This window comes from Cognatiyoonia sp. IB215182, assembly GCF_033963905.1.
Lineage (GTDB): Bacteria > Pseudomonadota > Alphaproteobacteria > Rhodobacterales > Rhodobacteraceae > Yoonia.
Genome location: NZ_JAXBMB010000004.1, coordinates 1 through 24564, shown reverse-complemented (window position 1 = coordinate 24564; position 24564 = coordinate 1). Strand labels below are relative to the sequence as shown.

Sequence of the window (24564 nt, the reverse complement as noted above, 5' to 3'; positions counted from 1 at the left end):
CCAGCTATGGCCCGCATCAAAAATTTCCAAAGGAACTCCCATGTCAGAGATTACGATTACCCGCACCGACACCGACACCAAGGCCAGCTACACAGCGACCATCGACGGTGTCGAAGGCGCAGGCGAACTGACGCTGTCGAAAGTGTCAGACACCCTGATCATCGCAGATCACACCGCCGTGCCAGACACGATGCGTGGCATGGGCGTTGCCGCAGCCCTGGCCGAACGGCTTTTTGCCGATGCACGCGCGGCCGGCCAGCGGATCGTGCCGCTCTGCCCCTTTGTGCGCGGCTATGCCGATAAAAGGCGAGAGGAGACATCCGATGTCATCCAGTGGTGAAGTAGCGGGCAAACCGGGCGCTTTTTCGCCATTTGGCCACAGGGCTTTTGCGTTGTTATGGATCGCCACGCTGATCTCCAACATCGGCACATGGATGCACGATGTTGGCGCGGGTTGGTTGATGACCACGCTTGATCCGAACCCCGCTGTCGTCACGCTGGTGCAGGCAGCGACAACGCTGCCCATCTTTCTGTTTGCGCTTTTTGCCGGCACCTTGGCCGACCGGCTGGACAAGCGGCGTATGCTGATCACCATCAACGTCATTCTGACAACGGTGATCGCGGCGCTGACCGTGCTGGTCTGGCAAGAATTGATGACACCGCTTTTGCTGATCCTGTTCACATTGGCCATCGGAACTGGTGCCGCGTTCATGGCGCCTGCATGGCAGTCCATTGTCCCGCAACTGGTGCCGCGCGACGTGTTAAAGCCTGCGATCAGCCTGAATTCCATGGGGATCAATATCAGCCGCGCGATCGGCCCGGCTTTGGCGGGCTTGCTGATTGCGAGCGTTGGCCTGGCCGCCCCATTTGCATTGAATGCGGCAAGCCATGTCGTGATCATAGCGGCACTCCTGCTTTGGCGTCCTGCAATCACAACAACGCCACGATACCACGGACCTATTCTGTCTGAAATGGCAACCGGCTTGCGGCATGTGCGGCATAACCCGCCGATGGTGGCCACATTGATCCGCGCGGTGGCATTTTTCATCTTTGCATCGGCCTATTGGTCGCTGTTGCCGCTGATCGCCAGAAACGCGGATGGCGGTGGGTCAGAGCTTTATGGCACGCTGATGGCGCTGATTGGGGTGGGTGCTGTGACCGGCGCTTTGCTCTTGCCAAGGCTGCAAGATGTGCTGTCCTCGGACCAGACCGTGCGGGCAGGCACCATCGGTACTTCGCTATCGCTGGTGGCGATGGCCATCTTTGGAACGCCAACGGCGCTGATGGGGGCGGCATTCCTTGGCGGGCTTAGCTGGATTGCGGTGCTCACCTCCTTCAATGTGTCCGCGCAGATGGCCCTGCCGAATTGGGTACGCGCCCGGGGGCTTGCCGTCTTTCTGATGGGGTTCTTCGGATCGATGGCCCTTGGGTCGGTCTTGTGGGGACAGCTTGCAGCGGCAACAACGCTCTCCGTGGCTTTGCTGACAGCGGCTGCGGGATTGATCCTGGGCATGTTTGCAACGGCCAGATACTCGGTCGGACAGGGTGAAACGCTGGACCTGACTGCGGCGTCGATCTGGCCTCAGGCACCTGACTTGCAGCAAGTCGACAGCATGGATCGTGGCGCCATGGTCAGCGTCGAGTACCGCATCGCCGCTGAAAATACCGATGCCTTTCTTGCAGCGCTTCATGACTTTTCCAAAGAACGTCTGCGAGACGGTGCGTCACGCTGGCATATTCACCAGAATGTCGAAGACCCTGAGATCTGGATCGAGACGTTTCATCTGCCAAGCTGGGCCGAGCATCTTGAGCAGCATGCGCGCGTCACCAAAGCCGATGCTGACCTGCAATCAAGGGTGAAGGCGTTTGACACAAATCCCGACGGCCCTGTTGTACGTCATTTTCTGACACCGCAAAGCAAAGGAGAAGGCTCATGACAACAAAGTTCAACCGGCGGCACATTTTGAAACTGACCATTGGCAGCACTTTCCTTGCGCCATTTGGTTACGCGCAGGATCGCAATTTGATCAGCGAACTGCAGGGCGGCGGCCATGTGATCTATTTTCGGCACGCCGCCACTACGTGGTCGGGCATTGATCGGATTGAATGGCCGCGCGAACGCCAACGCCTTTTGTCGGCAGACGGCATCGCGCAATCCGAACGGATCGGGCAGGCCTTTGCACAGGCGCAGATTCCCGTTGGAGAGGTCATCGCAAGCCCTTTTGCCCGCTGTCGCGACATGGCCGAAATCGCCTTTGGCCGCGTAGAAGAGCGGATGGAGTTGCTTGGCTTGCTGTCCGATGATGCAGGGCGCGCTGCCCGCGTTGCGTATTTGCGGGAGAAGCTGGAAACGCCTCCTGCGGCGGGTCTGAACCGTATCATCGTCGCCCACCGCTCTAACATTGGTGAGGTCGCCAATGTTTCACTTGCTGAGGGAGAGGCCGTCATCACGCGTCCAACCTCAGACGGGTTCGCAATCATCGATCAGTTGATGCCGGACGATTGGCCGGTCGGGTAATCTGCAGCGCGCGAGCCCCTCTCATGCGAAATGTCATGCTCCGTTGATCGAAGTGCCGCGACACCCTATGAAGAGTGTTCAGGCGCCATCGTTGCTGGACGCCCAGACGACGAAGAATGCATTACGCGTGCGACCGTGCGCTGCGTTAGCGAAGACCCAAAACTGATTGACGATTGAGTCCCGCAGACCTCCGGTTCGTGCAGCGCCATGTTTCCCGCCTGCAGCGAATGGCAAGTACGACGGGCCGCCCGCAGCATCGGTGACCTGTTGAGATATCGGCTCTGGGCCGTCTCCTTGTCGCACGATGGGAGCACGCCATCGCCACCTGATGTCTTAGACTGACCTCCGTATACTCTCCGAAAGACCCCTAACGACTGACGGCGAGATTAGCGTAGATGCCCGTCAGATCGACAAAATTGATCGATCTAGCGCAGCATGTGATCCTCCCGCTCATTGAGAGAATTTGATTAGCGACATAGCTCCGATCAAATCGGAGCTTTTTTACGAAGAAGCTAGGGTTCGCCGCCTCGCCTACTGTTTCGATCTGTTACACTACACTTGCATTTCTTGCAATTAACCGCTCGATTATTTCATTTTTTTCGACACAATTGAAACAGAATTGGCTCGGAGAAGAAGTGATCACGACACTTGGCCAGAATTCCTGTGGCCAGTGTCGAAGGTCATCAGGAGTCAGTAAAATGCGACATCTTCAAAGAAAAAATCTGCTTATCGGGACGGCGATGTCCCTTTTGGCGACATCAGTCTGGGCGCAGGATGTGCGTCTGACAGCGCTGGATGGGGATGTGACGATTTCGGGCGAGTTGCTGGCATTCGATGGCAACAGCTACACGATAAGCACCGTTCTGGGCCGGCTGGAACTGGACGCCAGCATGGTGCGCTGTGACGGAGAGGCCTGTCCGGCGGTTACGGCGCAGATTTCTGAATTCCGGATATCGGGCTCACCGACACTGGGTAAGGATCTGATCCCCGGTTTGTTGAGCGCCTATGGCTCCAGCAAGATCGACGCCTTTGCTTCCGTCACCCAATCAAACGGCCAACGCGGCGCCGTGAGTTATGAAGTCATGGACATTGCGGGTGACAAGATTGCGGCGGTCGACATTGGGGTGTCGAACACGACAGACGGTCTTGCAGATCTCTTACAAGGTGAGGCAATGATCGCGCTGGCATCGCGTCCCGCCCGCAACCGTGAAGCCCGCGCGTTTGAGGAGGCGGGGTTTGGCGATATCCGCGCGCCCCAGAACGAACATATCGTGGCCCTTGACGGGCTTTTGCTGGTGACCTCGCCCGACAATCCGGTCCGCGCAATCACCGAACAGAACGCCGCATTGGCCTTTGCCGGACGGATCACCAACTGGGCTGAACTGGGCGGTCGTGACGCACCGATCAACATCTATGTCCGGGACACCGATTCCGGCATTCGCGAAGTTTTCGACAACCTCTTGATGCGGCCAAATGGACTGCAGATTGGCCGCAACGTCACACTGATCCAAAGTGACGAAGTTCTGTCACAGGTCGTGGCGAACGATCCCAATGGCTTGGGCTTTACGAATTTTGCCGATGGCGAAGGGGCCAAGGCGCTAGCTATCGAAGGTGTCTGCGGGCTGCAGACCCCGCCAAACGCCTTTACGATCAAGACCGAGGAATACCCGCTGACCCGCCTGCTTTACATGTACACAGCTGATGAGCGTCTGCCCGTTCATGCCAAAGGCATGCTGGACTATGCGCTGTCCGAGGACGCACAGGCGTTGATTTCCGATGCAGGCTTTATCGACCAGACGATCCGCCAGGCATCGGTGGACAGTCAGGGCCTGCGCGTCGCATCAGCCGTGGTCGCCAACCGCGACTTTTCGACATTCCCGCAACTGCAAGAGATGATGAGCCAGCTCATCAGCTCTGACCGGTTGTCGACAACATTCCGTTTTGAGACCGGCTCCAGCCAGCTTGATGCGCGCGCGCAGGACGACATTGTGCGTCTGGCCAAGCTGCTCAGCAGTGATGCCTATCGCAACACAGAGGCGGTGTTCGTTGGTTTCACAGACTCGGTTGGTGATCCGGAACTGAACCGACAGCTTTCGGAACGCCGTGCTGGGCAGGTGGTACAAGCCCTGCTCGACGAAAACCCGAACCTGCAAGAGAATGTCGCCTTGCGTACTATCGGTTATGGCGAGATTTCCCCACTGGGATGCAACGAGACCAATACTGGCCGCCGGATCAACCGCCGCGTCGAAGTCTGGGTTCGTGATGTCGTTGCCAGAAACTGAATGCGGCGGTCACCCAACTGCACGCAAAACTTCACGGATTTGACATATCAGTGTCGCGATATCCGTCCAGCATCCTTCCAGATGAGGACATAACGATGAAATTTCTACGAAACCTACTGGCTGCGGCGGTGACCGTACTGCCTGCGCCGCTGATGGCAGAGTCGGATGCCTGCGACCCTGGTGAACAGGTCACCCGCTTTAGCCTTGTGACATCTCTTCAGGGCCATCCCAAAGGCGAAGCCGCCCTGGCCTTTGCCGAGCAGGTCAATGAACAGCTTGATGGCATCATGTGCGTCGAGGTCTATGGCAGCAGTGAGCTCTATAATGACGACGATGTATTCCAGGCCATGCTGGACGGCGACGTGCATTTTGCCGCCCCCGGTCTTGCGAAGTTCCAGCCCTATACCGACCAGTTTGAGCTGTTCAATCTACCGTTCCTCTTTGACGGCCCATTGCAGGTCATGGCCTTTCTGGAAACCGACATGGCCCAAAGTCTGACAGCCGGCATCAGCGATGACGGCTTTGTCGGGCTGGGGTATTGGGCCAACGGGATGCGGCAATATTCCGCGTCTGTCCCGATGCGCTTGCCCAGCGATGCCAGTGGTCTGAGTTTCCGTGTGTCCTCCAGTTCGCCGGTCACCGCCGAAGTGCTGCGTAGGATGAATGTGACCCCGGTGAAGCTGTCCTTCAGCAAGGTCTACGATGCGTTGGCCTCGGGTGAGGTGCAGGGCCAGGAAAACACCTGGGCCAATATCCAGACCAAGGAGTTCTATCTCGAACAGGCCGCCGTTACAGAGACAAACCATACCTATATCGGCTATCTGGTGGTCACGTCTCAGGCCTTCCTCGATAGTCTGGATCCCGAAACACGGCAGACCATCATCGACATAATGGACCTGACAACACATGAGCGGAACCGCTTTGCCTTCGAGATCAATCAGGCGCGCCGTCAGGATATTCTGGACGATGACGGGGTGATCATTACCCTGACGCCCGAAGAACTGGCAATCTGGCGGGCGGAGATGCTGCCTGTCTGGGATCAGTTCCGGTCGTCCATTGGCGGTGAGTTGATCGATGCAGCGGTCGAAATCAACGCGACGGTTGATCCGTTCAACTAAGTGCAAGGGCCGCGTTCTGCGAACCCTGCTCCATTTAACGCAGTTGTCGGGTCCTTGGACCCGACATTTTCATTTCAGCGGTCGCCGGGTGGTTCGAGCCCAAGCTCTGCCAGTATTGCCGCCGTATCCGCGCCAAGGTCCCTGGGCGGATCCTGTGGATGATGCGCCGTGTTGCCAATCCGGAAGGGCAAGGTAGGCGCCCGTCCACCCCCTGGCAGATCACAGAAAAACCCCCGCGCCTCAAGTTGTGGCACGGCGACAGCGGCGTCCAGCCCCCGCAGGGCGGCTGCGGCGACACCTGCCTTTCGTAATCGGATTTCCCAGTTTTCCGCCGTATCATTCTGCAAGGCGGTCAGCAGCGCCTGTTCCAGTTCTGCGGCATGGGAAGACCGGCCAGCATCCGTGGCAAAACGCGGGTCATCCAGCCACGCAGCCTGATCTAGCGCTGTAGCAAGTGCATTAAACTGATGAGGTTCGTTGACGCCGAGCGAAAGCAACCCGTCCTTGCAGGGAAAGGTGCCGGATGTGGGACTTCTGGAGTTCGCCGCGTTCCCCCGTGGTTTTGGAACGCGGCCCGTTGCGGTCATGTCTGTGACAGCCGAAGCCATCAGGACCATGGCTGTTTCATACATGGAGACATCGACCAATGTGCCTTGTCCTGTGCGCTCTCGCTGCAGCAGCGCTGCGCAAATGGCGAAGCCTGCGGCCAGTGCTGTGCCGTAGTCCATCACTGGCGCGCCGGCGCGGAGTGGGCCGGTGTCCGCAGTGCCCGTCATGGTCATCAGACCGCTGGCGGCTTGAATATTCACGTCGTAGGCGGGAGCGTTTTCCAATTCGCCGCCACGACCGTAGCCGGTCATCGCGCAATGGATCAGCTTTGGAAACCGTTGGTCGAGGTCTGCGAGGCCAAGCCGCTCCAGCGTCTGCGGCAGATGGTTTTCCACGAGCACGTCGGCTGTAGCCAAGAGCTTGTCCATGGCATGGCCTCCAAAATCGGTTTCGAGATCAAGAACGATAGACCGTTTCCCGGCGGCCTGCGTTTGCCACGCGGTCGAGCGGCCTTCTGAAGCTGCCTCCTTGTCAGTACCGCCGCGCCAGCGCATGGCGTCGCCACGCGGGCTTTCGACCTTGATCACCTCGGCCCCCAGAAGCCCCAGCATATAGCCGCAGGCGGGACCGGCCAGCACATGGGTGAAATCGATCACCCTGTACCCGGCGAGCGGTTGATGTGTCGCGTCTGTGGTCATGCAGCGACGGTGCGTCCCTGTCTGCGTTGCCCGATGATCCGCAGGATGACGACCAGCGCGCCGACAGCGAGGAAGCCGCCCGCGACCGGTTCCTTGAGGAAGATCAGCGCGCCGTCATCGCTGAGCAGGAGCGCCTGGCGGAAGCTTTCTTCCATCGGGCGGGCGAGCACGAAGGCGATGACAAAGGCCGCAGGTGCGAAATCGGTCCGCCGCATAGCATAGCCGATCACGCCGAAGAGAAGCGCGATGGCAACATCCAGAATGGATGCGCGGGCCGAGTAGCTGGCGGCGACTGCTGTGAGAAAGATGAACGGGTAAAGGTAGTTGGGTGGAATGCGCGCGATGGTCTTGCCGATCAGCGGCCCGCCCCAGAACCCCATGATCCCATAGGCGGCGATGCCCAGGAGGCCCGCAGCAAAAAGCGCGAAGACCAGTTCGCGGGATGAGAAGAAATCACCCGTATCGGTGATGATCATGTTACTGTCACTGAACAGAAGCGGGCCGACCTGAATACCGTGGATCAGGAAGACCCCGATCAATACCGCAGCGACGGTTGATCCGGGGACGCCGAGGGTCAAAAGCGGGATCATCGACGGGCCGGAGACGGCGTTATTGGCCGATTCCGGTGCGGCGATCCCCTCAATCACGCCTTTGCCCCATTTGTCCTTGTTGGCCGCACGACGCTTTTCTTCGCCATAGGCGACAAAACAGGCCACCGAGGACCCGAGCCCCGGCATCATCCCGATAAACGATCCCATGACCGATGAGCGGAACATGAGCGGGATGAGGCGCCGCACCTCGGCAAAGCTGAGCCGATCATTCTTGTGTTCATCGGCCAGACCGGCATCGACCAGCGTTTCCTTCCCCATGCGTTCGGCCTGGATGATGATCTCGGAAATCACGAAAACGCCGATCAATAGCGGTACCAGTGACATCCCGTCGCGCATATCCTGCGAACCAAAGGTCAGCCGGGGGGTGTTGGTGATGACGTCGGTTCCGATCAGTGCGACCAGCGCGCCAAGGATGGTGGACAACAGCCCCTTGACGATGGATTTGCCTACCACCGATCCGATAACGACAAAGGCCATGAGGTAGATGGCGAAGTATTCGGTCGGGCCGAAGGTCCGGGTGTATTGGGCGATCCAGACCGCACCGAAGATCAGGATGATTTCACCGGTGTAGTCGCCGAAAACGGAGGCCACGGTCGCTGTGCGCAAGGCGCGGTTTGGTTGCCCGCGTTTTGCCATCGGGTGGCCGTCCATCATGGTGGCCGCACTGGCCGCCGTCCCGGGCGTGTTGAAGAGGATCGCGGCGATAGACCCGCCGTAGCGCCCGGATTTGCCGATCACGTAGAGGAACGCAAGCGCGGGCAGAGGGCCGAGGTAGAATGACAGTGGGAGGAGCATCGCGATGGCCGCACTGGCCGTCAGACCTGGCAGGGCGCCAAAGACGATACCGACGAAGGCTGCCAGAAGGGTGAAGAAGATCGCCTGCGGGTCGCTGAAAAGCATCTGAAAGCCGCCGATCAGGTCTGCAAATGCCTCCATAATCAGGATCCCGGGGTGATCAGGCGCGATAGCCAGCGCAGATCAATCAGTGCACCGCGCGGGTCCAGGAGCCCCATCAGCCCCATGAAGACAAACTGATACACCACACCAGCGGCAAGCGCCGCAAAGATCAGCACCAGCGGGGAGCGCACCCCGAATACCCATAACATCAGCAAAGTGCCAAGGATCATCGCGACCAGGTAACCGGCTGCCCAGAATACAAACGTGGTGACCGCGCCTGCGCCGATAACGGCAAGAACACGGCTGACATCGCTGTTGCGGAAGCCGAAATCGGCCGGCTCCAGTTGCTCGGTCTGCTGGCGGGATCCGAATGCAGAAACGCCGATCAGCGCGCCAAGGCCCATCATCAGGCAGGCAAGGAAGACAGGCACGGCCCTTGGCCCGATTGCCTCGTATGATGCGGGATCAATGCGCCAGGCTTCCACTGCGAAAACGGCACCGACGGTCATGACAGTGGCGGCGACACCAAGGTCGATACGGCTGCGATAATTCATGATATTTCGAACAATCAAAATGTGCCGGGGCCCCGAAGGGCGCCCGGACACCAGGGAGAAATCATTCCTGGGCTTCTGCGATCTCGGCGATGACAGGCGCAAAGGTCTCCATCAGGCGGTTGAGGTTTTCTGTCCCATCTTCGGGGGACAGATGCATCGCGGCAAGGCCGGATCGACCCATGAACCGACCAAAGCCTTCCAGTTCAACCACAGCCTCGACAGCGGCGGAGACATCCCCGACCACTTCATCCGGCAGGCCGACCGGGCCATAAAGGCACATTGGCCCCGTGACGTTCAGCGCATCAAGCCCCTGTTCGGCAAAGGTCGGCACATCGGGATTGGCCGGATCCCGTTCAAGCGATGGGACACCGAGCACCTTGATATCCTCTTCGAATCCTTCAATCAGCTGGTTGCCATTGAAGCTCGCGGTGACGTCATCAGCGACCAGCGCATTGCGCGCGTTTGATCCGCCACGGAACGGCACGACCTGATGGTCGATCCCGTTCGCGTTCATGAACAGATGGCCCACAACCGCATGCATGGTGGCCGCGCCCGAGGTGGACCAGCGCACCGTTTCGCCATTTGCGCGCATCGCCTCAACCCATTCGGCGGCTGTCTGCGCGGGGTGTTCGGTCGGGATGTGCAGACCAGTGACAAGCTGTGTCATGCAACCAAGGTTTACCAACCTTTCGCGGGGATCGAATTCCGCCTCGGGCGTCGACAGGGACGCCCCCGACATGGTGCCGTTGTTGATGATGTAGAGTGTGTACCCGTCGGGATCGGCATCGGCGACGGTTTGCGCCGCCTGCAGGCCGGAACCGCCGGGTTGATTGACGATCACCATCGGCATGCCATTCATGCTCGGCGCCTCAGCGGCAAACGATCCGAAGCCGCGGGCGGATGTATCGGTGCCGCCACCAGCAGAAAAGCCGACAATCAGGCGAATGGGCCGTTCAGGATAGTCTGCGAAAGCTGCAGTTGTCATGGCTGCGATTGCTGTTGAAAGCAAAAAAGTCTTCATTCTTGATACTCCCTTGCAGGCCGCGTCTTGGGTGCGCAATGCCTGATTTTTAGAGGGTTACATGCCACCAACCCATTTACAATTGCTAAGTTTTTGGTTTTTCTTGCGCAAAATGCAAGAAAGGTAGACGGCATGAAACCTGATGCGCTGCGTGCCTTTGAAACAGTGGTTGAGCTTGGCTCATTGAATGCGGCGGCGCGGGTTCTGAACCTTTCTGAACCGGCGCTGTCACGCAAAATCGCAGCGCTGGAGGCAGAGCTCGACCTTGTTCTTTTTGATCGGTCGCGGCGCCAATTGCGTCCAACCGAGACTGGACGTGCCTTCCTGCAAGAGGTGCAACCGATCCTCTCCGGGCTTCGGCGCATCACCGATTTCGCCGATGAGATCCGCGCCGGTGCGCGGCGGCGATTGCGGCTGATTTCGATGCCACGTCTCAGCACGGCGATCACCGGCCCGGTCATCGCTGCATTCAAGAAGGCGCATCCCGACGTGGCGCTTTCGGTCGACATTCAGCCGCGACGCTTGCTGGAAACCTGGATCACCGGGCAGCGCTTTGATCTGGGCCTGTCAACGCTGCCGGCGCAGCACCCGGACATCGATACACGGCTCCTATTTGAGTTGCCCGCCGTTGCTGTCTTGCCGGTTGGTCACCGGCTGGCGGGCGCGACCGCCTTGACGGTAGAGGATCTGGCCGATGACCCATTCATTGCGCTGACCGTCGGCACGGCGTTGCGGCGGCAGGTCGAAGCAATCTTCGGTCATGCCAATGCCGTTCTGAAACCTGCGGTCGAGGTCAGCCAGACCCATCTGGCCTGTCAGCTAGTATCACTTGGTGCGGGCGTGACGATCTGTGATCCGATGGTGCCGACCGGTTTTCCGGGCCGCCTGGCGGTTGTGCCCATCACGCCATGGTATCCGATGGCCTTTGGGATGCACTTCCTGCGCGGGCGTCCCAGCAGCCCGGAAGCAAAGGCGTTGGAAGCGATTGTGCGTGAACGCGCTGACGCTTTTCTGGAGGAGACGGGGTTCACCCAATGATCGCGATCCGAAAAAAGTTCAACCCGCCGAAGATTGTAAGAACATCAATGGCGATCTGATGCCGCGCATCGCCCATGCCGCGCAACAGCTTTTGCCCCACCCAGTTGCCGGGTAGCGTTGCCAGACCGCACAGGACACCCAGCGCAAACCAACCGTCGCCCAAAAGGTCAGCCGAGCCATAAACGCTCGTCCGGGTGATGTTCATGGTCAGCGCGATGGCCGCCAGCGTCCCCACGAATTCCCGCCGGTTCAGCCCGTGGCCCGTCAGAAACGGGATCAGGAGCATGCCCGCCCCGATCGATGCGCCGGATGCAAGGCCATAGACACTCCCCGCGCCCATCAGTGACCGCCGCCCGGCCTTGATCTGTCGCCGTGCCGCCCAGTGGCGCAGCGGGACCGAGGCGAGAATGGTCGTGCCCAAAATGATGGCGATGACCGTCGCATTCAGAAAGACATAGATCGTGGCGGCGATGACGACGCCGGGAATTGTTGTCAGCATCACCGCGCGATAGGCGCCCCAGTGTAGCGCGTCGCGGTTAAAGAACACCCGCGCCACGCCGCTGATCGTCAGCGCCACCGCAAGAACCGGCACGGTCGCGACCACACTGATCAGCGGCGCGAGGATGATCGCCATCAGAAAACCGCCCCCAATACCGGTCGCCCCGTGGATTGCCGATGTCACAAATGCCGCGGCTAAAACCGCCGACAGGATCACCGGATCAAGGGCAAGGATGGCCGTCAGATCCATCGCGCGGCCTTCTGTTTGGCCGCGGGTCTTTGGTCAAGCCACATCATAGATCAGCCGCAGCCGGGCGCGGTGGGCGGCGCGGATGTGGGCGCGGGCCGCTTCCTCAGCGGCATCGGCATCACGGGCGGCGATGGCTGACAGGATCGCCTGATGTTCGGTGCGCGCGGCGTCGATCCGGCCTTTCATGGCGAGTGTCGTTGGCCCCAGCAATGTCAGCGCACTTGCGATCCCGTCCATCGCGGACAGAAGAAAGCGGTTATGTGCCGCCTGTCCGATGGCGCCGTGAAAGATCGCGTTGCGGCGGCTGGCCTCTGCCGCGTCCAGATCATCACTTTCGGGCGGCTGCGTGGCCAGCACCTCTTCCAGCGCTTCGATCTCGGTCTCTGACGCGTGCTGGGCGGCCAGCCTCGCGGCTGTCCCCTCCAACACCTCGCGGATTGTATAAAGTTCGGTGATCGAGCTTTGATCGAGCAGCCGGACAACCGCACCTTTATGCGCGGCATGCTCGACGATCCCGTCCTGTTCCAGCCGCCGGATCGCCTCGCGCACCGGGGTGCGGGACAGGCCCAGATCTTCGGCCAGTTCAACCTCGCGCAGCCGCTCGCCGGGGCGTATCTCGCCGTTCAGGATGCGCGCGCGAAGCTGTTGGTAAGCGGAGGTCGGGGCGGATGTCTTGGTCATGCGCTCAGAATTGATACTTTCTCAGCCCGCCGTCCACCGCAATCATCGTGCCGGTGATGTATGCGGCAAGAGGTGAAGCCAGAAAAACGGCAAGTGCCGCCAATTCCTCGGGCTCGCCGTAGCGGCCCACTGGAATTTCGGTGCGGGATTGTTCGGCGCGGTATTCTGGCGAGTAGTTCCGGCGGATCTGGTCGGACATGATCCGGCCTGGGGCGATGCAGTTCACGGTGATCCCGTCATTGCCCACCTCGCGGCTGAGACCCTTGGACCAGGAATGAATACCCGCCTTGGCGCAGAAGGCCCCGTTGACGCCTTCAGGTTCGGATTTGCCGGTGATGTTGATGATCCGGCCCCAGCCTTTGCTCTGCATATCCTTCAGGAAAGCATGGGCGATCTGCCTGGGGCGCGTGAAGTTCAACATGATCGCTTCGTCCCATTGTTCTTCGGTCGCGTCCTTGCCGAAGGGGCGGGATCCGCCTGCATTGTTGACGAGGATATCGATATGGCCGAGCGTTTGCTTCGCGCCATCGTAAATCGTTTGTGCGACCGCATCATCATAAAGGTCGGCGATCATTGTGTGCGCCTCGCCACCTGCGGCGGTGATCTCGGCCTTGGCGCTGGCCAGTGTCTCTTCATTCCGGCCTGTCAGCAGGACGCGCGTTCCCTCATCCGCCAGCATGCGGCCAATGGCCCGGCCTATCCCCGCATTGCCGCCCGTCACCACAGCGGCCTTGCCGCGCAAATCCAGATCCATCGACTCTCTCCGTTGCATTAAATTGCATACATCTGTATCCAATCTGAGAATCGCTGACAAGGAGCCACCCGCATGAATCTGTCCGAAGCCACGGTACGTGTGCTGCAAGCTGCTGGAACCAAAACCATTTTTGGGTATCCGGGCGATCCTTCGGTTGGTTTTCTGGAGGCGTGCCGCACCGAGGGGACAGAGTTCATTCTAGCCCGGCGTGAAGGCACTGCCGGGCTGATGGCCGAGGCCTGGGGTATGCTGACAGGACGTCCGGGGGCGGTACTTTCGACGCTTGGACCGGGCTCCACCAACCTTGTGAATGCGGTGGCTAATGCGCATCTGGACCGCGTGCCGATGGTAGCTATTTCGGGCCAGATCGACACGCAGCGGGTGGCGACATTTACCCATCAGGTGGTTGACCAACGCGCGCTGTTTGCACCCGTCGCAAAATGGGCGGCCGACCTGGCGCCCAACGCCGCCGACCCGGTTTTGCGCCGCGCGCTGCGTCTGGCAATGGCCCCGCGCCCCGGCCCGGTACACCTGACAATGCATGCCGATCATGTCACCGCAGAGGTCGAGGGCGACATTACCCCACCGCCATTGCAGGCCATGACCATGGCGCAGCTTGTCCATGCAGGCACCCCGCCTTCTGCAATGATTGCCAAGGCCAAACGCCCGATCATCCTATTCGGGATTTCCGCCATGCAGGAAGCTGCAGGCGCCGAGATCACTGGGCTTGCCGACCGGATCGGTGCCGCGATTGTCGCCGCCCCGATGGCCAAGGGGACGGTTGATGAAAACCATCCCCGCTTTGCCGGAACGCTCGACATGGCCTGTCAGGCGGTGATGTGGGAGTTTATGCAATCTGCCGATCTGGTGATCTGCGCTGGCTTCGACCCTGTGGAGTTGATCAAACCATGGTCCGTCAAGGCGCCTGTGCTGCATATCGATCAGGTGCCCAATATCGATCAGGTCTATGCCGCCGAGACCGAGATTGTCGGGCCGATCCGGCAAGCCCTTTCCATGCTGACGGATGCAGCCGAAGAAGCACCCGGCTGGCCCGAGGCCGATATCGCCGCCCATCGTGACAGGCTTGCTGCCGCCTTTGATGATGGTCGCGTGAGCGGCACGCTGAACCCGTCCGACGTGATCCGCATCGCACGGGATGTGCTGCCTGCCGATGCGATTGCCAGTGTCGATGTGGGATCGCACAAGCTGCTGGTCGGGCAGGGCTGGCGACCATCCGCGCCACGCCGGTTCCTGATGACAAACGGGCTGAGTTCCATGGGGTTCAGCCTGCCTGCCGGGATCGCGGCGAAGCATCTGCATCGTGATGCGCCGGTTGTGTCATTCACCGGTGACGGGGGTTTGGCCATGGTGCAGGGTGAGCTGCGCCTTGCCGCCACTTTGAAACTTGGGCTGAAGGTCCTTGTCTTTGTCGATAACTCCCTGAACCGGATCGAGTTGAAACAGATGGCCAAGCAGGTTCCATCCACCGGCACGATCATCGAAGAGACGGCCATCGAAACGCTCGCCGCCTCAATGGGCTGCAATGGTGTGATGGCCGATACTGAAACCGCGCTGGCCGATGCGCTGGCCGCTGATCCGGGCGATACGCCGCTTGTCATTGGCGCGCGGATCGACCCCGCCCAATACGCCGCGCAGTTCTGATGCAGATTGCGAGCCTGATCAACGGTGACTGGCGCGGCGATGGCACCGCCATCCCCGTGTTGGACAAATATCACTTGACGGAGGCGTTGGCGCTGCCCGCCGCGACCGACCGCGATGTCACCGACGCGATCGATGCCGCAGCGGCTTACAAACCTTTGCCACCGCCGGAACGGGCCGCCTGCCTGCGCCGGGCGGCGGACCTGATTGCTGCCTGCCGCGAGTTGATCCGGAAATCCATGGTGGTCGAGGCCGGTTTCACGCTGAAGGATGCCGATGGCGAGATTGACCGCGCGCTGGCCACCCTGCGCCTGTCGGCGGAAGAGGCGACGCGCATCACCGGCCACATGGTCCCCTTCGACGGGGCCATCGCCGGGCGCATAGGATTTACCATCCGCGTCCCGGTCGGCATCGTCGCGGCCATCACCCCCTTCAACGCCCCGCTGAACACGCCCTGTCACAAGGTTGGTCCCGCGCTGGCTGCCGGGAATGCGGTGATCCTGAAGCCCTCGGAAAAGACGCCAAGTGCTGCGGTCTATCTGGCGGAGGCGTTGTTGGATGCGGGCTTTCCTCCAAGCGCGGTCCAGGTGGTGCAGGGTGGTCCCGACGTGGCCAAGGCGCTGCTCGCCGATCAGCGCCCTGCCTTTTACGCGTTCACCGGTTCCACGAATGTGGGCGCTGCCATTCATGCAGCTGCCGGGCTGCGGCGCACGCAGATGGAACTGGGTTCCATTGCTTCCACCATCGTCCTTGGTGACGCTGACCTTGACTTTGCCGCCCGGAAATGTGCCGCCGCCAGCTTTCGGAAGGCGGGGCAGGTCTGCACCTCGATCCAGACGCTTTATGTGGCAGAGGACGTGCATCAGGAATTTCTCGACGGCTACATCACCGCCGCGTCGGGCCTGAAACCCGGCGACCCCAGCGATCCCTCCATCAATGTCGGCCCCATGATCTCGGTCGCCGCCGCCGAACGTGTCGGCACAATGGTCGAGGGCGCCGACATCCTGATTGGCGGCACGCGCGACGGCGCGGTGATGTCCCCCACCATCATCGCCAATCCGACCGACACCTATCTGGGGCAAGAGGCGTTCGGTCCTGTCGCCGCCGTCATTCCGGTCAAATCCGCAGCCGAGGCTGTCGCCCGGGTCAACGCCACGCCCTATGGTCTGGCCACGGGGCTATTCACCCGCGACATCACCGCCGCGTTTGATGCGGCACGGCAGTTGGACGTGGGCGGCGTGCATATCAACGAAACCTCGTCTTCACGCGTTGACCTGATGCCTTATGGCGGGGTCAAGGCGTCTGGTTTCGGACAGGAAGGCCCGCGCTACGCCATTCGCGAAATGACAGAGGAACGGCTCATCACCGTCTCGGGTCTCACATGACCTATGACGTGCTGATCGCGGGTGGCGGCAATGCGGCCCTGTGTGCCGCCATTTGCGCCGCACGGGAAGGGGCCAAAGTGCTGATCGCCGAGGCAGCGCCGATGGCCATGCGCGGTGGTAACACGCGGCACACGCGCAATTGCCGTGTTGCTCATGATGAGGGGAACGGCATCCTGACCGGCCCCTACCCCGTTGAGGAATATCTGGATGATCTGATGCGGGTCACCAAGGGCAATACCGATCCCGAACTGGCCGAGATGACGCTGCAACGCTCAAAGGAGGTGTGGGATTTCCTTGAGGAACAGGGCGTCCGGTTCCAGCCCTCGCTTGGCGGTACGCTCAGCCTGGGCCGGACCAATGCGTTCTTTCTGGGTGGGGGGCGGTCGATGCTGAACGCGCTGTACCGCACGGCAGAGGATCTGGGGGTCGAAGTACGCTACGAGACGCGCGTCGCTGAAATCCAGGTCGAAGACGGGTTTTTTCTGGGGGCAACATTGGAGGCCGATTGGGAGACGAATGCGCCACGGCGTGACGAGGTGCAAGCGCGGACTTTTGTGGCGGCAGCGGGCGGCTTTGAGTCCAATATCGAATGGCTCAAGGAAGGCTGGGGCGAGGCGGCCGAAAACTTCCTCATTCGGGGCACGCCCTATAACACCGGGGGTGTGCTGCGGCTCATGCTCGATGCCGGGGCCGACCAGATCGGGAGCGTGGATCAGTTCCATTCCGTCGCCATTGACGGGCGTGCGCCGAAATTCGACGGGGGGATTATTACCCGGCTGGATTGCGTGCCCTTCGGCATCGTGCTGAACGAAGACGGTGACCGCTTCTATGACGAAGGTGAGGATTTCTGGCCAAAGCGCTATGCCATCTGGGGGCGGCTGGTCGCCGCACAACCGGGGCAGGTGGGGCATGTTATCATCGATGCGAAATCGGCTGATCTGTTTATGCCCTCCGCCTTTCCGCCTGTCGTGGATGAGACAATCGAAGGGCTCGCCGCGAAAATCGGGCTCGACACCGACCGGGTCAGAAAGACGATCGATGCCTTCAACGCTGCCTGCCAGCCCGGCAGTTTTGACCATACCACGCATGACGATTGCCGTACCGAGGGTCTGGATCCGCCCAAGACCCATTGGGCCCGGCCGATCACGGACCCGCCCTTTCAGGCCTACACCCTGCGCCCCGGCATCACCTTTACCTATATGGGCGTCCGCGTGAACCGCGATGCGCGCGTGCTGTTCGATGGAGCGCCGTCCCCCAACATCTTTGCCACCGGCGAAATCATGGCGGGGAACATCCTGGGCGAGGGGTATCTCGGCGGGCTGGGCATGACCATCGGGACCGTTTTTGGCCGGATCGCCGGGGAACAGGCCGCTAAATCGCTGACTAACAGAAAGGCCGCTGAATGAGCCGCGTTGACCTGCCCAGCCTTGCCACCGCGTCGCAGGACGAGGTCGCCCGGCAGATGACGATCTGCAACGCCTGCCGCTATTGCGAAGGGTTGTGCGCGGTATTCCCGGCTATGGAACTGCGACGTGTGTTCGAAGGGCCGGATGCGGATTACCTCGCCAATCTCTGCCACAATTGCGGGGCCTGCTATTACGATTGCCAATATGCCCCGCCGCATGAGTTTGGTGTGAACGTGCCGCAGGCGATGACCGAACTGCGCGAAGAAAGCTATGCGCGGTTTGCGTGGCCACGAGCCTTGGCACCGATCTTTGCCCGCAACGGGCTTTGGATCGCGCTCATTTCCATGATCTCGGTCGCCGGGTTCATTCTGGGCTTCGCGCTCTGGTCCGATCCGGGCGCGCTGACGGCCAGCGGCAATTTCTATGCGGTCATGCCCCACAACGCGATGGTGGCCCTTTTCGGGCCGATCTTCCTGTTTTCGCTCTTCGCGATGGGGATGAGCGTGCGGCAATTCTGGCAATCCGCCCACATCGGCAACCGCACACCTGTCACGCTCCGCGCGCTCTGGCAGGCGATGCGCGACGCGGGCAAGCTGCGCTATCTCGACGGCGGCGGCATGGGCTGCATGACCCAATCGACACGGCCCGACCGGCACCGGCGGGTGTTCCATCACTTCACCTTCTACGGGTTCCTCCTCTGCTTTGCCTCAACGTCATCGGGCACGATCATGCATTACCTTCTGGACTGGCCGGCGCCCTATGGGTTCTGGACGCCACCAAAGCTCTTGGGCGTGCCGGGCGGTTTGGGTCTGGTCATCGGGGCGGCAGGGCTGATCTGGTACGACCTGAAACGGGATGATGCGCTGCGGCCCAAAGACAAAACCGGTATGGGCCCAGCATTCACATGGACCTTGCTTGCCCTCGGCGCGACGGGCCTCGCACTTTACTGGCTACGGGAGACGCCCGCGATGGGCGTGCTGCTGGCGCTGCATCTGGGCACGGTCTTCGCCTTCTTCCTGACCATGCCCTACGGCAAATTCATGCACGGGCTCTATCGCTTTGCGGCCCTGACCCGACATGCACATGAACAAGCCACGCACACCACCACCATCGCAACGGCGCCAATAGAAGGAAGGACACGCGCATGAATATCACTTTCATCGGATTTTCCGAAGCCGGACCTGCATTTGCCGATGTCATGATCCGTGGCGGCGCAACCGTAACGGCATTCGACCTCCGCTCGCTTGATCCGGAAAAGGCGGCCGACCAGCGCGCGCATACCGCACGTGTCGGTGCCCGCCATTCCGGCAGCATGGCAGCAGCAATCACCAATGCGGATATCGTGATTTCAACGGTAACTGTCAGCGCGGCACTCAGCGTCGCCCATGAAGCCGCCAAGCACCTGAAGCAGAATCAGGTTTTTTGCGACCTCAACTCGGTTTCACCGGAAACGAAATTGGCCATCCGGGATGCGATAGGGCCCTCAGGCGCGTCATTTGTCGAGGCTGTCGCGATGGGCCGAACGGCAGAGGGACGTTTGCCCCCCTTGCTTTTGTCCGGTCAATTCGCGCCTGCGTTGGCGCGTGACCTTGGCAAAGTTGGTGTTGACGTGACAGTGGCAAGCACGGAATGGGGCGCAGCACCCGCCGCAAAACTGCTGCGGTCAGTCGTCGTTAAAGGGTTTGAGGCCGTCTTGTCCGAAGCGCTAGAAGCGGCCGAAAAGACCGGCGCGCGCGAGCCGCTTCTGGCAACCCTCGCGGATTGGTTACCCGGTGTCGATTGGCCGGATTTCAGCAAGTATCATTTGGGGCGTATGCAGAAGCACGGTAGGCGCCGCAGCGCCGAACTGCGCGAATGTGCAGCCTTTCTCGAAACCCTCGAGGTATCGTCGGGCACGACAAAAGGCGCTGCGCAACGCCAGGAAGAGATGGCGTCAGGTCAGAACTTTGTTCGTTGAAAACGAGCAGCAGAAATCCAGTTTTTGGCCCTTGATCACAGGATCCGAACGAATTGGTTTGATGCGTCATCGCAATATGGTCGTAGGATCACACTGCGAATTGGACACTGTTCCTGCAACTTTTTGATAGCTCTGCCTTGGCTAGAAGCGCTTGAACGTAAGTGCGCGACGCAAAGCAAGGCTAGTGTGTCATGCGTTGCACTACACTCGATGGTCGTCTGTTTGGCATGCAACTCATCTCGATAGTGACGACGGTACTCCAGGATTGATGTTGCGACAATTGCTCGCCAAATCGCGTAGACCTGTGCCCGAGGCTGCGGTCATCGCGACGCGAATTGACGAATGCGTTATGATCGAAGCGGGACATGCTGAACTCCTGTGCCTGAGTTCAACCAGTTCGTCAAAGGCGGTTCTGTGCTCCGAAATCGGCCTTACTGCGGTAACGATGGTGGGACCCATTATCACTTTTTGTGTGAGAGTTGCCGTTGGTGCTGTAGCTTTGAATGGCAGCTGCGCGTCCACAGTAACCGTTTAGACCATGAAGGCCAAAAGCGGTTTGCCCAAACATGTTTTGGTTTCAGTGGGCGCTTCTGTCCGACGATGCGACCCTTGTTCCAGGCCGGTCGAAGCGCGCGAATAGCTGGCAGATTTGGTTTTTATGTGACTGATCCTGCGATCCGTCATGCCGTCCCATATCGGCAACCTGAAGTTGACAAATCATCATAACCCAAGAAAGCTACACTGGTCTCGATGTGCATGACGAGCGCAAAGTTCCAAATGCTGCATACCGCAGCAATGACAGGCAAGGCACACTAATCCGCCATTGAAGCACCCGGCCAAGTCAGGTTTCGCCCGAGAACTGTGACGACTATTTCGTTAGTCATCTTAGCGAACTTCCTGTGGGTCTGGGGGTCCCCCCTGCTTCATTCAATCAGCCTTTCAAGGCTTGAGGCGACATCCATGACTGACTTGACGTCGCCGATATCCGTATCTGCCAGCACATTTCCGTCTTCCAGAACAGCCTTGAGAACCGCAAATATTTCGGTCGCGGTTTTCGCGAGTGAGATTTCATCGTTCTTGATGACATTCGCTTCGGCTTTAGCCAAATCAACCGATAGCTTCATCAGGTCAATGCGTTGTGTAACGTTCAGCATTTTTTCTCTCGATTTGCCTTGTTCGACAAAACGATAGGCCAGCGCGAAGGCAAAAATGAGTGAGTCACTGTGAAGTTTGAGGGACCGACAATGCGCCAACAGCATTCAGACCGGTGTGAATACTCTTGGCCATGTCGTCTGGGACCTGCCAAATCTGCAACATTCCATCGACATACCGTCGGGGGTCGCCGACCTTCTGGTGGAAAACAGTAACAAGGTCCTGTATGCCCTCTCCGCCTTTCTGCCGATCAACTTGGCCGAGGCACATCAGGATCAGCATCTCTGATCCATTCCACATGGCCCGACCAACTTGCAGGGCACAAGCAAGTGCGGCCCCATAATTGCCAGTTCGAAAATGCAAAAGACATGTCCCTGCATGATACCAGCCGGGCGGATGGGGGCACAGTTCGATCGCCCGAGCATTCAGGCTGAAGCCCTGTTCCACATCGCCGCGCAGCGCCTCGCAGGCCGCCATGTCAGCCAGCATATCGGCGTAGTTCGGGTTCGCCTTCAGCGCTTTTTGCGCCGCATCGCGATACCCCTCAAACAGACCCAGATGAAAGCGCGTCAGAAACAGGGCATGTTGCCCGGTGGCGTTCAGCGGATCGAGCCTGACCGATTTCTCGGCGGCCTCCAACGCCCGCGTAAGTGGCGGCGGGTCTTGCCGGATATTGAACCCGCCGCGCAACTCATCGCCATAGACGATGGCGAGCATACCCCAGGCGCCAGCATAGTCCGGATCAATCTGAACGGCGCGTTCCAAAAGGTCGCGAACACGCGCGTGTTGTTCCGGCGTCGGATGGCGCCAATACTCGCTAGCCAAAAGCCTGCACTGGTAGGCGTCAAAGGCGTGGGTTTCTGCCTTACGCAGCGCCCTGCCGGTGCGATGGATCACGCCATGTGGATCGGCGATCTCGGTTGCGATGCGGGCGGCGACATCCTCCTGCACGGCGAACAGACTTTCCGCGCTCAGATCACGATCATAGGTCTCCGCAAAAATCTGTTCGCCGGTTTCGGCATCAACCAGCTGCGCCACAACACGCAGGTTGCCATCCCAATGCCGGATGCTGCCTTCGACCAGATAGCGGACCCCCAACTCCTGCCCGACAACGCGCGGATCGCGCGCCCGATCTCTGAAACGATAAGTGACATGGCGCGACAGCACGCTCACCTCGCGGAACCGGCCGATGGCGGCGATTAGCTCTTCCGTCAATCCGCTGGCCAGGTATTCCTGCGCCTTGTCACCGCTCAGATTGTCAAACGGCATAACGGCCAGCGATGTGCGCTTTTCGGGTTTTTTGCCGTCGTCCGCAGACGGACCGGAGTTTGCAGGATCAAACGCGATCTCAAATATCGGTGCATATGATCCGTTCGGGATATGAATGCGGACCGGGTCGTCATGCCCGTCCTGACTGTAGTAAAGATCAAGGCGGGTCCGCAACTTATTGGCCTGAACCCGCACAATGGTATCGATACCGGGGTCAAAATCATCCGGCTTGTCAAAGACATCGACACCCAGCGCGTATCCTTTGAGTTCGTCGGCACGCCCGGCAAGCGCTTCGTTCACCAGATGAGACAAGAACCGTTTCGTGCGTGTGGTGTCGCTAAACTGTGGACTGGCCAGAACACGTTTGAGCTGTTCAGCAACCACTTTGGGGTCGATGGATGTTGTGATGGCCGCTGACACGGGGGCGCCCTCCCTTGCCCGCAAATTCTAGTTCCGGCGCATAGGTTAACGCAAGGTTACCGTGACTCACTTAGGGCAAGCGGCGCGTTCTGGCAGGTTTGCGATGTGGCCCGGAGCTGCGGGTCAACGCAAACATCCAAACCCAACAAAGGAACACGCTATGACCACTTTTTCCGATTTTATCCAGAAAGCCAAAGACGACTACAACCGCGTTGAGGCTGAACTGAAAGCAACCGAACAAAAGATCAAGGACGCGGGCGAAGCGGCCGACACATGGACCAAGGATCAGGCCGCCAAGTTGAAAGCCGATCTTCAGGATGCGAAGCAGAAAGTCACTGATCTGGCTGAGCGGATTGACCGCGAAGGCGAGGAAGCCGTCACCGAAGCGCATAACCAGGCCAAGCGTCACTGGGATGCCCTGCACGCCGCCGTCGCGACCTATCGCGAACATGTCGCCAAAACTGTTGACGCATAAACCACTCAAATGGGGGATAGTAAAATGAAGAGGATTGCATTTGCATGCATCGCGCTGCTGGCGGCATCATCCGCCACAGCCGACACCAATACGCCCATTGCGGGGCAGACCGTGCTGGGGGTTGAGGTGAACGTCGTCACCATCAACGCCAATGGGCACAGCGCCAACAAGTTGCTTGGTGCCGATGTCCACAATGGCGCTGATGAGGTCATCGGATCAGTTCATGACCTGATTGTCGGCGTCGAAGGCGAAGTCAGCCTGGCCATCCTTGAGGTGGGCGGTTTCCTTGGCCTCGGCTCAAAATGGGTCGCCGTGCCAGCCCATCTGTTCGAGGCGGACGCTGACAGCAAAGTCATTTTGGCAGATGCGAGCGAGGCGGCGCTGAAAGCGATGCCGCCCTTCGCCTACGCAAACTGACGCGATCTGGAGGATGAAACCATGACAGTTTCTGAGACGAACGTTGACGGTGTCGATGCTGCTTTCACAGTGACGATGAAGAATATCCAGCCCGACTGGATGATCGCCCTCGGCGTTCTGACCGTTCTCACTGGAATCGTGGCGATCGCCTTCCCGCTTACCTCCACACTTGCGGTCGAACTCCTGACCGGCAGTCTCTTTCTCACTGTCGGCGCGTTCACAACCGTGCACGCCATCATGGACCGCAAGGCCAAGGGCATGTGGTGGGAACTGCTGATTGGCCTCGTGCATATCGTGGCCGGTGTCCTTTTCCTGGCAAACCCTCTTGGCGGCATCTTGGCCCTGACAATTATACTGGGGGCCACGTTTATGGCAGAGGGCATTCTGCGCATCATCATGGCTACGCAGATGGAAAGATCGCGCCATCTATTCCTGCTTATCGCGTCCGGGGCCTTATCGATTCTGCTCGGCATCGTAGTTTTTGGTGGCCTGGCGAATGGAGCTTCGCTCACACTCATTGGTGTTTTGCTCGGGGTCAATTTCATCTTCTCGGGCACGGCCGCAATCGTAATTGGCGTGGCGGGTGCCCAATCAGATAGCGAAGACCTACAAGCATGAGTTCGTAGGAGATAATCGCGCCCGGAAGCAACCTACGCTTCCGGGTGTGGTGCTATTGGCAGGTTTCTTTGAGCCTTGGTCGGCGTGACACGCCGCCCAACAAGTCGCGGGGACCGGACACTGGGATAGCCGCAGTGATGGGCAACAAAGTCAGCTGACCGACCGGCCCGGTCCGAAAACAAAGGTCCGCTCAGGGCTGGCTGGGGTCGTTGACAGAGCCCAAACATGGGTCATCTTGCTGCGGACCTTCCATGGCACCGTCGCATGTCGACTTTGAGCCAAATTTCAGAATGCAGCGGTGTGCGCAATTCTCAAAGATGCGCAGAGAGGGAGTTTT

General features: G+C 59.8%; 23 protein-coding genes and 1 pseudogene. 14 read left to right on the top strand and 10 right to left on the bottom strand.

Annotated elements, in window-relative coordinates:
* The first annotated feature begins 40 nt into the window (after positions 1-40).
* From SLH47_RS08830 to SLH47_RS08810, 5 genes are all read left to right on the top strand, one after another.
* A complete protein-coding gene (locus tag SLH47_RS08830) occupies positions 41-340 on the top strand; it encodes a GNAT family N-acetyltransferase (protein WP_320239118.1) in 300 nt (99 codons plus the stop codon).
* Positions 324-1937, top strand: a complete 1614-nt coding sequence (locus tag SLH47_RS08825) for an MFS transporter (RefSeq protein WP_320239117.1) — start codon at positions 324-326, stop codon at positions 1935-1937. The genes SLH47_RS08830 and SLH47_RS08825 overlap by 17 nt, the downstream gene beginning before the upstream one ends.
* Entirely contained in the window at positions 1934-2518 is a 585-nt protein-coding gene (locus tag SLH47_RS08820) for a histidine phosphatase family protein (RefSeq protein WP_320239116.1), read from the top strand. Before SLH47_RS08825 ends, SLH47_RS08820 begins: the two co-directional genes overlap by 4 nt.
* A 698-nt stretch (positions 2519-3216) precedes the next feature.
* Positions 3217-4800 (top strand): phosphate ABC transporter substrate-binding/OmpA family protein, encoded by a 1584-nt coding sequence (locus SLH47_RS08815; RefSeq protein ID WP_320239115.1) that lies wholly within the window; start codon positions 3217-3219, stop codon positions 4798-4800.
* A gap of 95 nt (positions 4801-4895) precedes the next feature.
* The gene (locus SLH47_RS08810; protein WP_320239114.1) at positions 4896-5918 is read left to right on the top strand and encodes a DctP family TRAP transporter solute-binding subunit; all 1023 of its coding nucleotides are present in this window, start codon (positions 4896-4898) and stop codon (positions 5916-5918) included.
* 74 nt (positions 5919-5992) lie between these two features.
* On the opposite strand, the gene SLH47_RS08805 is transcribed toward SLH47_RS08810, so the two are convergent.
* The 4 genes from SLH47_RS08805 to SLH47_RS08790 form a co-directional block, all read right to left on the bottom strand.
* The gene (locus SLH47_RS08805; RefSeq protein ID WP_320239113.1) at positions 5993-7165 is read right to left on the bottom strand and encodes a CoA transferase; all 1173 of its coding nucleotides are present in this window, start codon (positions 7163-7165) and stop codon (positions 5993-5995) included.
* Positions 7162-8712 (bottom strand): tripartite tricarboxylate transporter permease, encoded by a 1551-nt coding sequence (locus tag SLH47_RS08800; RefSeq protein WP_320239112.1) that lies wholly within the window; start codon positions 8710-8712, stop codon positions 7162-7164. Before SLH47_RS08800 ends, SLH47_RS08805 begins: the two co-directional genes overlap by 4 nt.
* A 2-nt stretch (positions 8713-8714) precedes the next feature.
* Complete coding sequence (locus SLH47_RS08795) at positions 8715-9227, bottom strand: tripartite tricarboxylate transporter TctB family protein (protein WP_320239111.1); 513 nt, start codon at positions 9225-9227, stop codon at positions 8715-8717.
* Positions 9228-9288: 61 nt separating this feature from the next.
* Positions 9289-10248, bottom strand: coding sequence for a tripartite tricarboxylate transporter substrate binding protein (locus SLH47_RS08790; RefSeq protein WP_320239110.1), 960 nt, complete (start codon positions 10246-10248; stop codon positions 9289-9291).
* A 132-nt stretch (positions 10249-10380) separates the two neighbouring features.
* Between SLH47_RS08790 and SLH47_RS08785 the strand changes: the two genes are divergently transcribed.
* A complete protein-coding gene (locus SLH47_RS08785) occupies positions 10381-11286 on the top strand; it encodes a LysR family transcriptional regulator (RefSeq protein WP_320239109.1) in 906 nt (301 codons plus the stop codon).
* On the opposite strand, the gene SLH47_RS08780 is transcribed toward SLH47_RS08785, so the two are convergent.
* Genes SLH47_RS08780 through SLH47_RS08770 form a run of 3 tightly spaced genes read right to left on the bottom strand, consistent with a single transcriptional unit; the run spans position 11276 to position 13469 of the window.
* Positions 11276-12034 (bottom strand): sulfite exporter TauE/SafE family protein, encoded by a 759-nt coding sequence (locus SLH47_RS08780; RefSeq protein WP_320239108.1) that lies wholly within the window; start codon positions 12032-12034, stop codon positions 11276-11278. The two genes, SLH47_RS08785 and SLH47_RS08780, sit on opposite strands and share 11 nt — an antisense overlap.
* 33 nt (positions 12035-12067) lie before the next feature.
* Complete coding sequence (locus SLH47_RS08775) at positions 12068-12715, bottom strand: GntR family transcriptional regulator (RefSeq protein ID WP_320239107.1); 648 nt, start codon at positions 12713-12715, stop codon at positions 12068-12070.
* A 4-nt stretch (positions 12716-12719) separates the two neighbouring features.
* Positions 12720-13469 carry an SDR family NAD(P)-dependent oxidoreductase gene (locus SLH47_RS08770; RefSeq protein WP_320239106.1) on the bottom strand — a complete coding sequence of 250 codons (750 nt, stop codon included), beginning with the start codon at positions 13467-13469 and terminating at the stop codon, positions 12720-12722.
* 72 nt (positions 13470-13541) lie between these two features.
* Between SLH47_RS08770 and SLH47_RS08765 the strand changes: the two genes are divergently transcribed.
* From SLH47_RS08765 to SLH47_RS08745, 5 genes are read left to right on the top strand one after another with little or no spacing between them, the layout of a single operon-like run.
* A complete protein-coding gene (locus tag SLH47_RS08765) occupies positions 13542-15131 on the top strand; it encodes a thiamine pyrophosphate-binding protein (RefSeq protein WP_320239105.1) in 1590 nt (529 codons plus the stop codon).
* Positions 15131-16513 (top strand): aldehyde dehydrogenase family protein, encoded by a 1383-nt coding sequence (locus SLH47_RS08760; protein WP_320239104.1) that lies wholly within the window; start codon positions 15131-15133, stop codon positions 16511-16513. The genes SLH47_RS08765 and SLH47_RS08760 overlap by 1 nt, the downstream gene beginning before the upstream one ends.
* A complete protein-coding gene (gene tcuA, locus SLH47_RS08755; RefSeq protein WP_320239103.1) occupies positions 16510-17919 on the top strand; it encodes an FAD-dependent tricarballylate dehydrogenase TcuA in 1410 nt (469 codons plus the stop codon). Before SLH47_RS08760 ends, tcuA begins: the two co-directional genes overlap by 4 nt.
* Positions 17916-19067 (top strand): tricarballylate utilization 4Fe-4S protein TcuB, encoded by a 1152-nt coding sequence (tcuB, locus tag SLH47_RS08750; protein ID WP_320239102.1) that lies wholly within the window; start codon positions 17916-17918, stop codon positions 19065-19067. Before tcuA ends, tcuB begins: the two co-directional genes overlap by 4 nt.
* Positions 19064-19876, top strand: a complete 813-nt coding sequence (locus SLH47_RS08745) for an NAD(P)-dependent oxidoreductase (RefSeq protein ID WP_320239101.1) — start codon at positions 19064-19066, stop codon at positions 19874-19876. The genes tcuB and SLH47_RS08745 overlap by 4 nt, the downstream gene beginning before the upstream one ends.
* Before the next feature lie 551 nt (positions 19877-20427).
* On the opposite strand, the pseudogene SLH47_RS08740 reads toward SLH47_RS08745, so the two are convergent.
* From SLH47_RS08740 to SLH47_RS08730, 3 genes and pseudogenes are all read right to left on the bottom strand, one after another.
* Positions 20428-20523, bottom strand: a pseudogene (locus SLH47_RS08740) (integrase); the annotation flags it as partial.
* A gap of 276 nt (positions 20524-20799) precedes the next feature.
* A complete protein-coding gene (locus tag SLH47_RS08735) occupies positions 20800-21030 on the bottom strand; it encodes a hypothetical protein (RefSeq protein ID WP_320239100.1) in 231 nt (76 codons plus the stop codon).
* A 64-nt stretch (positions 21031-21094) separates the two neighbouring features.
* Positions 21095-22717, bottom strand: coding sequence for a hypothetical protein (locus SLH47_RS08730; RefSeq protein WP_320239099.1), 1623 nt, complete (start codon positions 22715-22717; stop codon positions 21095-21097).
* A gap of 160 nt (positions 22718-22877) precedes the next feature.
* Here SLH47_RS08730 and SLH47_RS08725 point away from each other — a divergent pair, with 160 nt between their 5' ends.
* Genes SLH47_RS08725 through SLH47_RS08715 form a run of 3 tightly spaced genes read left to right on the top strand, consistent with a single transcriptional unit; the run spans position 22878 to position 24227 of the window.
* The gene (locus SLH47_RS08725) at positions 22878-23192 is read left to right on the top strand and encodes a hypothetical protein (RefSeq protein WP_320239098.1); all 315 of its coding nucleotides are present in this window, start codon (positions 22878-22880) and stop codon (positions 23190-23192) included.
* A 24-nt stretch (positions 23193-23216) separates the two neighbouring features.
* Positions 23217-23609: a PRC-barrel domain-containing protein gene (locus tag SLH47_RS08720; RefSeq protein WP_320239097.1), complete on the top strand. Its 393-nt coding sequence runs from the start codon at positions 23217-23219 to the stop codon at positions 23607-23609.
* Between the two features lie 21 nt (positions 23610-23630).
* Complete coding sequence (locus tag SLH47_RS08715; protein WP_320239096.1) at positions 23631-24227, top strand: HdeD family acid-resistance protein; 597 nt, start codon at positions 23631-23633, stop codon at positions 24225-24227.
* Positions 24228-24564 lie beyond the last annotated feature (337 nt).

Coding starts and splice junctions, on each gene's coding strand:
- SLH47_RS08820 (WP_320239116.1), top strand. CDS start 1,934: ATGACAACAAAGTTCAACCGGCGGCACATTTTGAAACTGACCATTGGC.
- SLH47_RS08805 (WP_320239113.1), bottom strand. CDS start 7,165: ATGACCACAGACGCGACACATCAACCGCTCGCCGGGTACAGGGTGATC.
- tcuA (WP_320239103.1), top strand. CDS start 16,510: ATGACCTATGACGTGCTGATCGCGGGTGGCGGCAATGCGGCCCTGTGT.
- SLH47_RS08785 (WP_320239109.1), top strand. CDS start 10,381: ATGAAACCTGATGCGCTGCGTGCCTTTGAAACAGTGGTTGAGCTTGGC.
- SLH47_RS08765 (WP_320239105.1), top strand. CDS start 13,542: ATGAATCTGTCCGAAGCCACGGTACGTGTGCTGCAAGCTGCTGGAACC.
- SLH47_RS08770 (WP_320239106.1), bottom strand. CDS start 13,469: ATGGATCTGGATTTGCGCGGCAAGGCCGCTGTGGTGACGGGCGGCAAT.
- SLH47_RS08720 (WP_320239097.1), top strand. CDS start 23,217: ATGAAGAGGATTGCATTTGCATGCATCGCGCTGCTGGCGGCATCATCC.
- SLH47_RS08830 (WP_320239118.1), top strand. CDS start 41: ATGTCAGAGATTACGATTACCCGCACCGACACCGACACCAAGGCCAGC.
- SLH47_RS08745 (WP_320239101.1), top strand. CDS start 19,064: ATGAATATCACTTTCATCGGATTTTCCGAAGCCGGACCTGCATTTGCC.
- SLH47_RS08800 (WP_320239112.1), bottom strand. CDS start 8,712: ATGGAGGCATTTGCAGACCTGATCGGCGGCTTTCAGATGCTTTTCAGC.
- SLH47_RS08810 (WP_320239114.1), top strand. CDS start 4,896: ATGAAATTTCTACGAAACCTACTGGCTGCGGCGGTGACCGTACTGCCT.
- SLH47_RS08780 (WP_320239108.1), bottom strand. CDS start 12,034: ATGGATCTGACGGCCATCCTTGCCCTTGATCCGGTGATCCTGTCGGCG.
- SLH47_RS08735 (WP_320239100.1), bottom strand. CDS start 21,030: ATGCTGAACGTTACACAACGCATTGACCTGATGAAGCTATCGGTTGAT.
- tcuB (WP_320239102.1), top strand. CDS start 17,916: ATGAGCCGCGTTGACCTGCCCAGCCTTGCCACCGCGTCGCAGGACGAG.
- SLH47_RS08775 (WP_320239107.1), bottom strand. CDS start 12,715: ATGACCAAGACATCCGCCCCGACCTCCGCTTACCAACAGCTTCGCGCG.
- SLH47_RS08715 (WP_320239096.1), top strand. CDS start 23,631: ATGACAGTTTCTGAGACGAACGTTGACGGTGTCGATGCTGCTTTCACA.
- SLH47_RS08815 (WP_320239115.1), top strand. CDS start 3,217: ATGCGACATCTTCAAAGAAAAAATCTGCTTATCGGGACGGCGATGTCC.
- SLH47_RS08725 (WP_320239098.1), top strand. CDS start 22,878: ATGACCACTTTTTCCGATTTTATCCAGAAAGCCAAAGACGACTACAAC.
- SLH47_RS08795 (WP_320239111.1), bottom strand. CDS start 9,227: ATGAATTATCGCAGCCGTATCGACCTTGGTGTCGCCGCCACTGTCATG.
- SLH47_RS08825 (WP_320239117.1), top strand. CDS start 324: ATGTCATCCAGTGGTGAAGTAGCGGGCAAACCGGGCGCTTTTTCGCCA.
- SLH47_RS08790 (WP_320239110.1), bottom strand. CDS start 10,248: ATGAAGACTTTTTTGCTTTCAACAGCAATCGCAGCCATGACAACTGCA.
- SLH47_RS08760 (WP_320239104.1), top strand. CDS start 15,131: ATGCAGATTGCGAGCCTGATCAACGGTGACTGGCGCGGCGATGGCACC.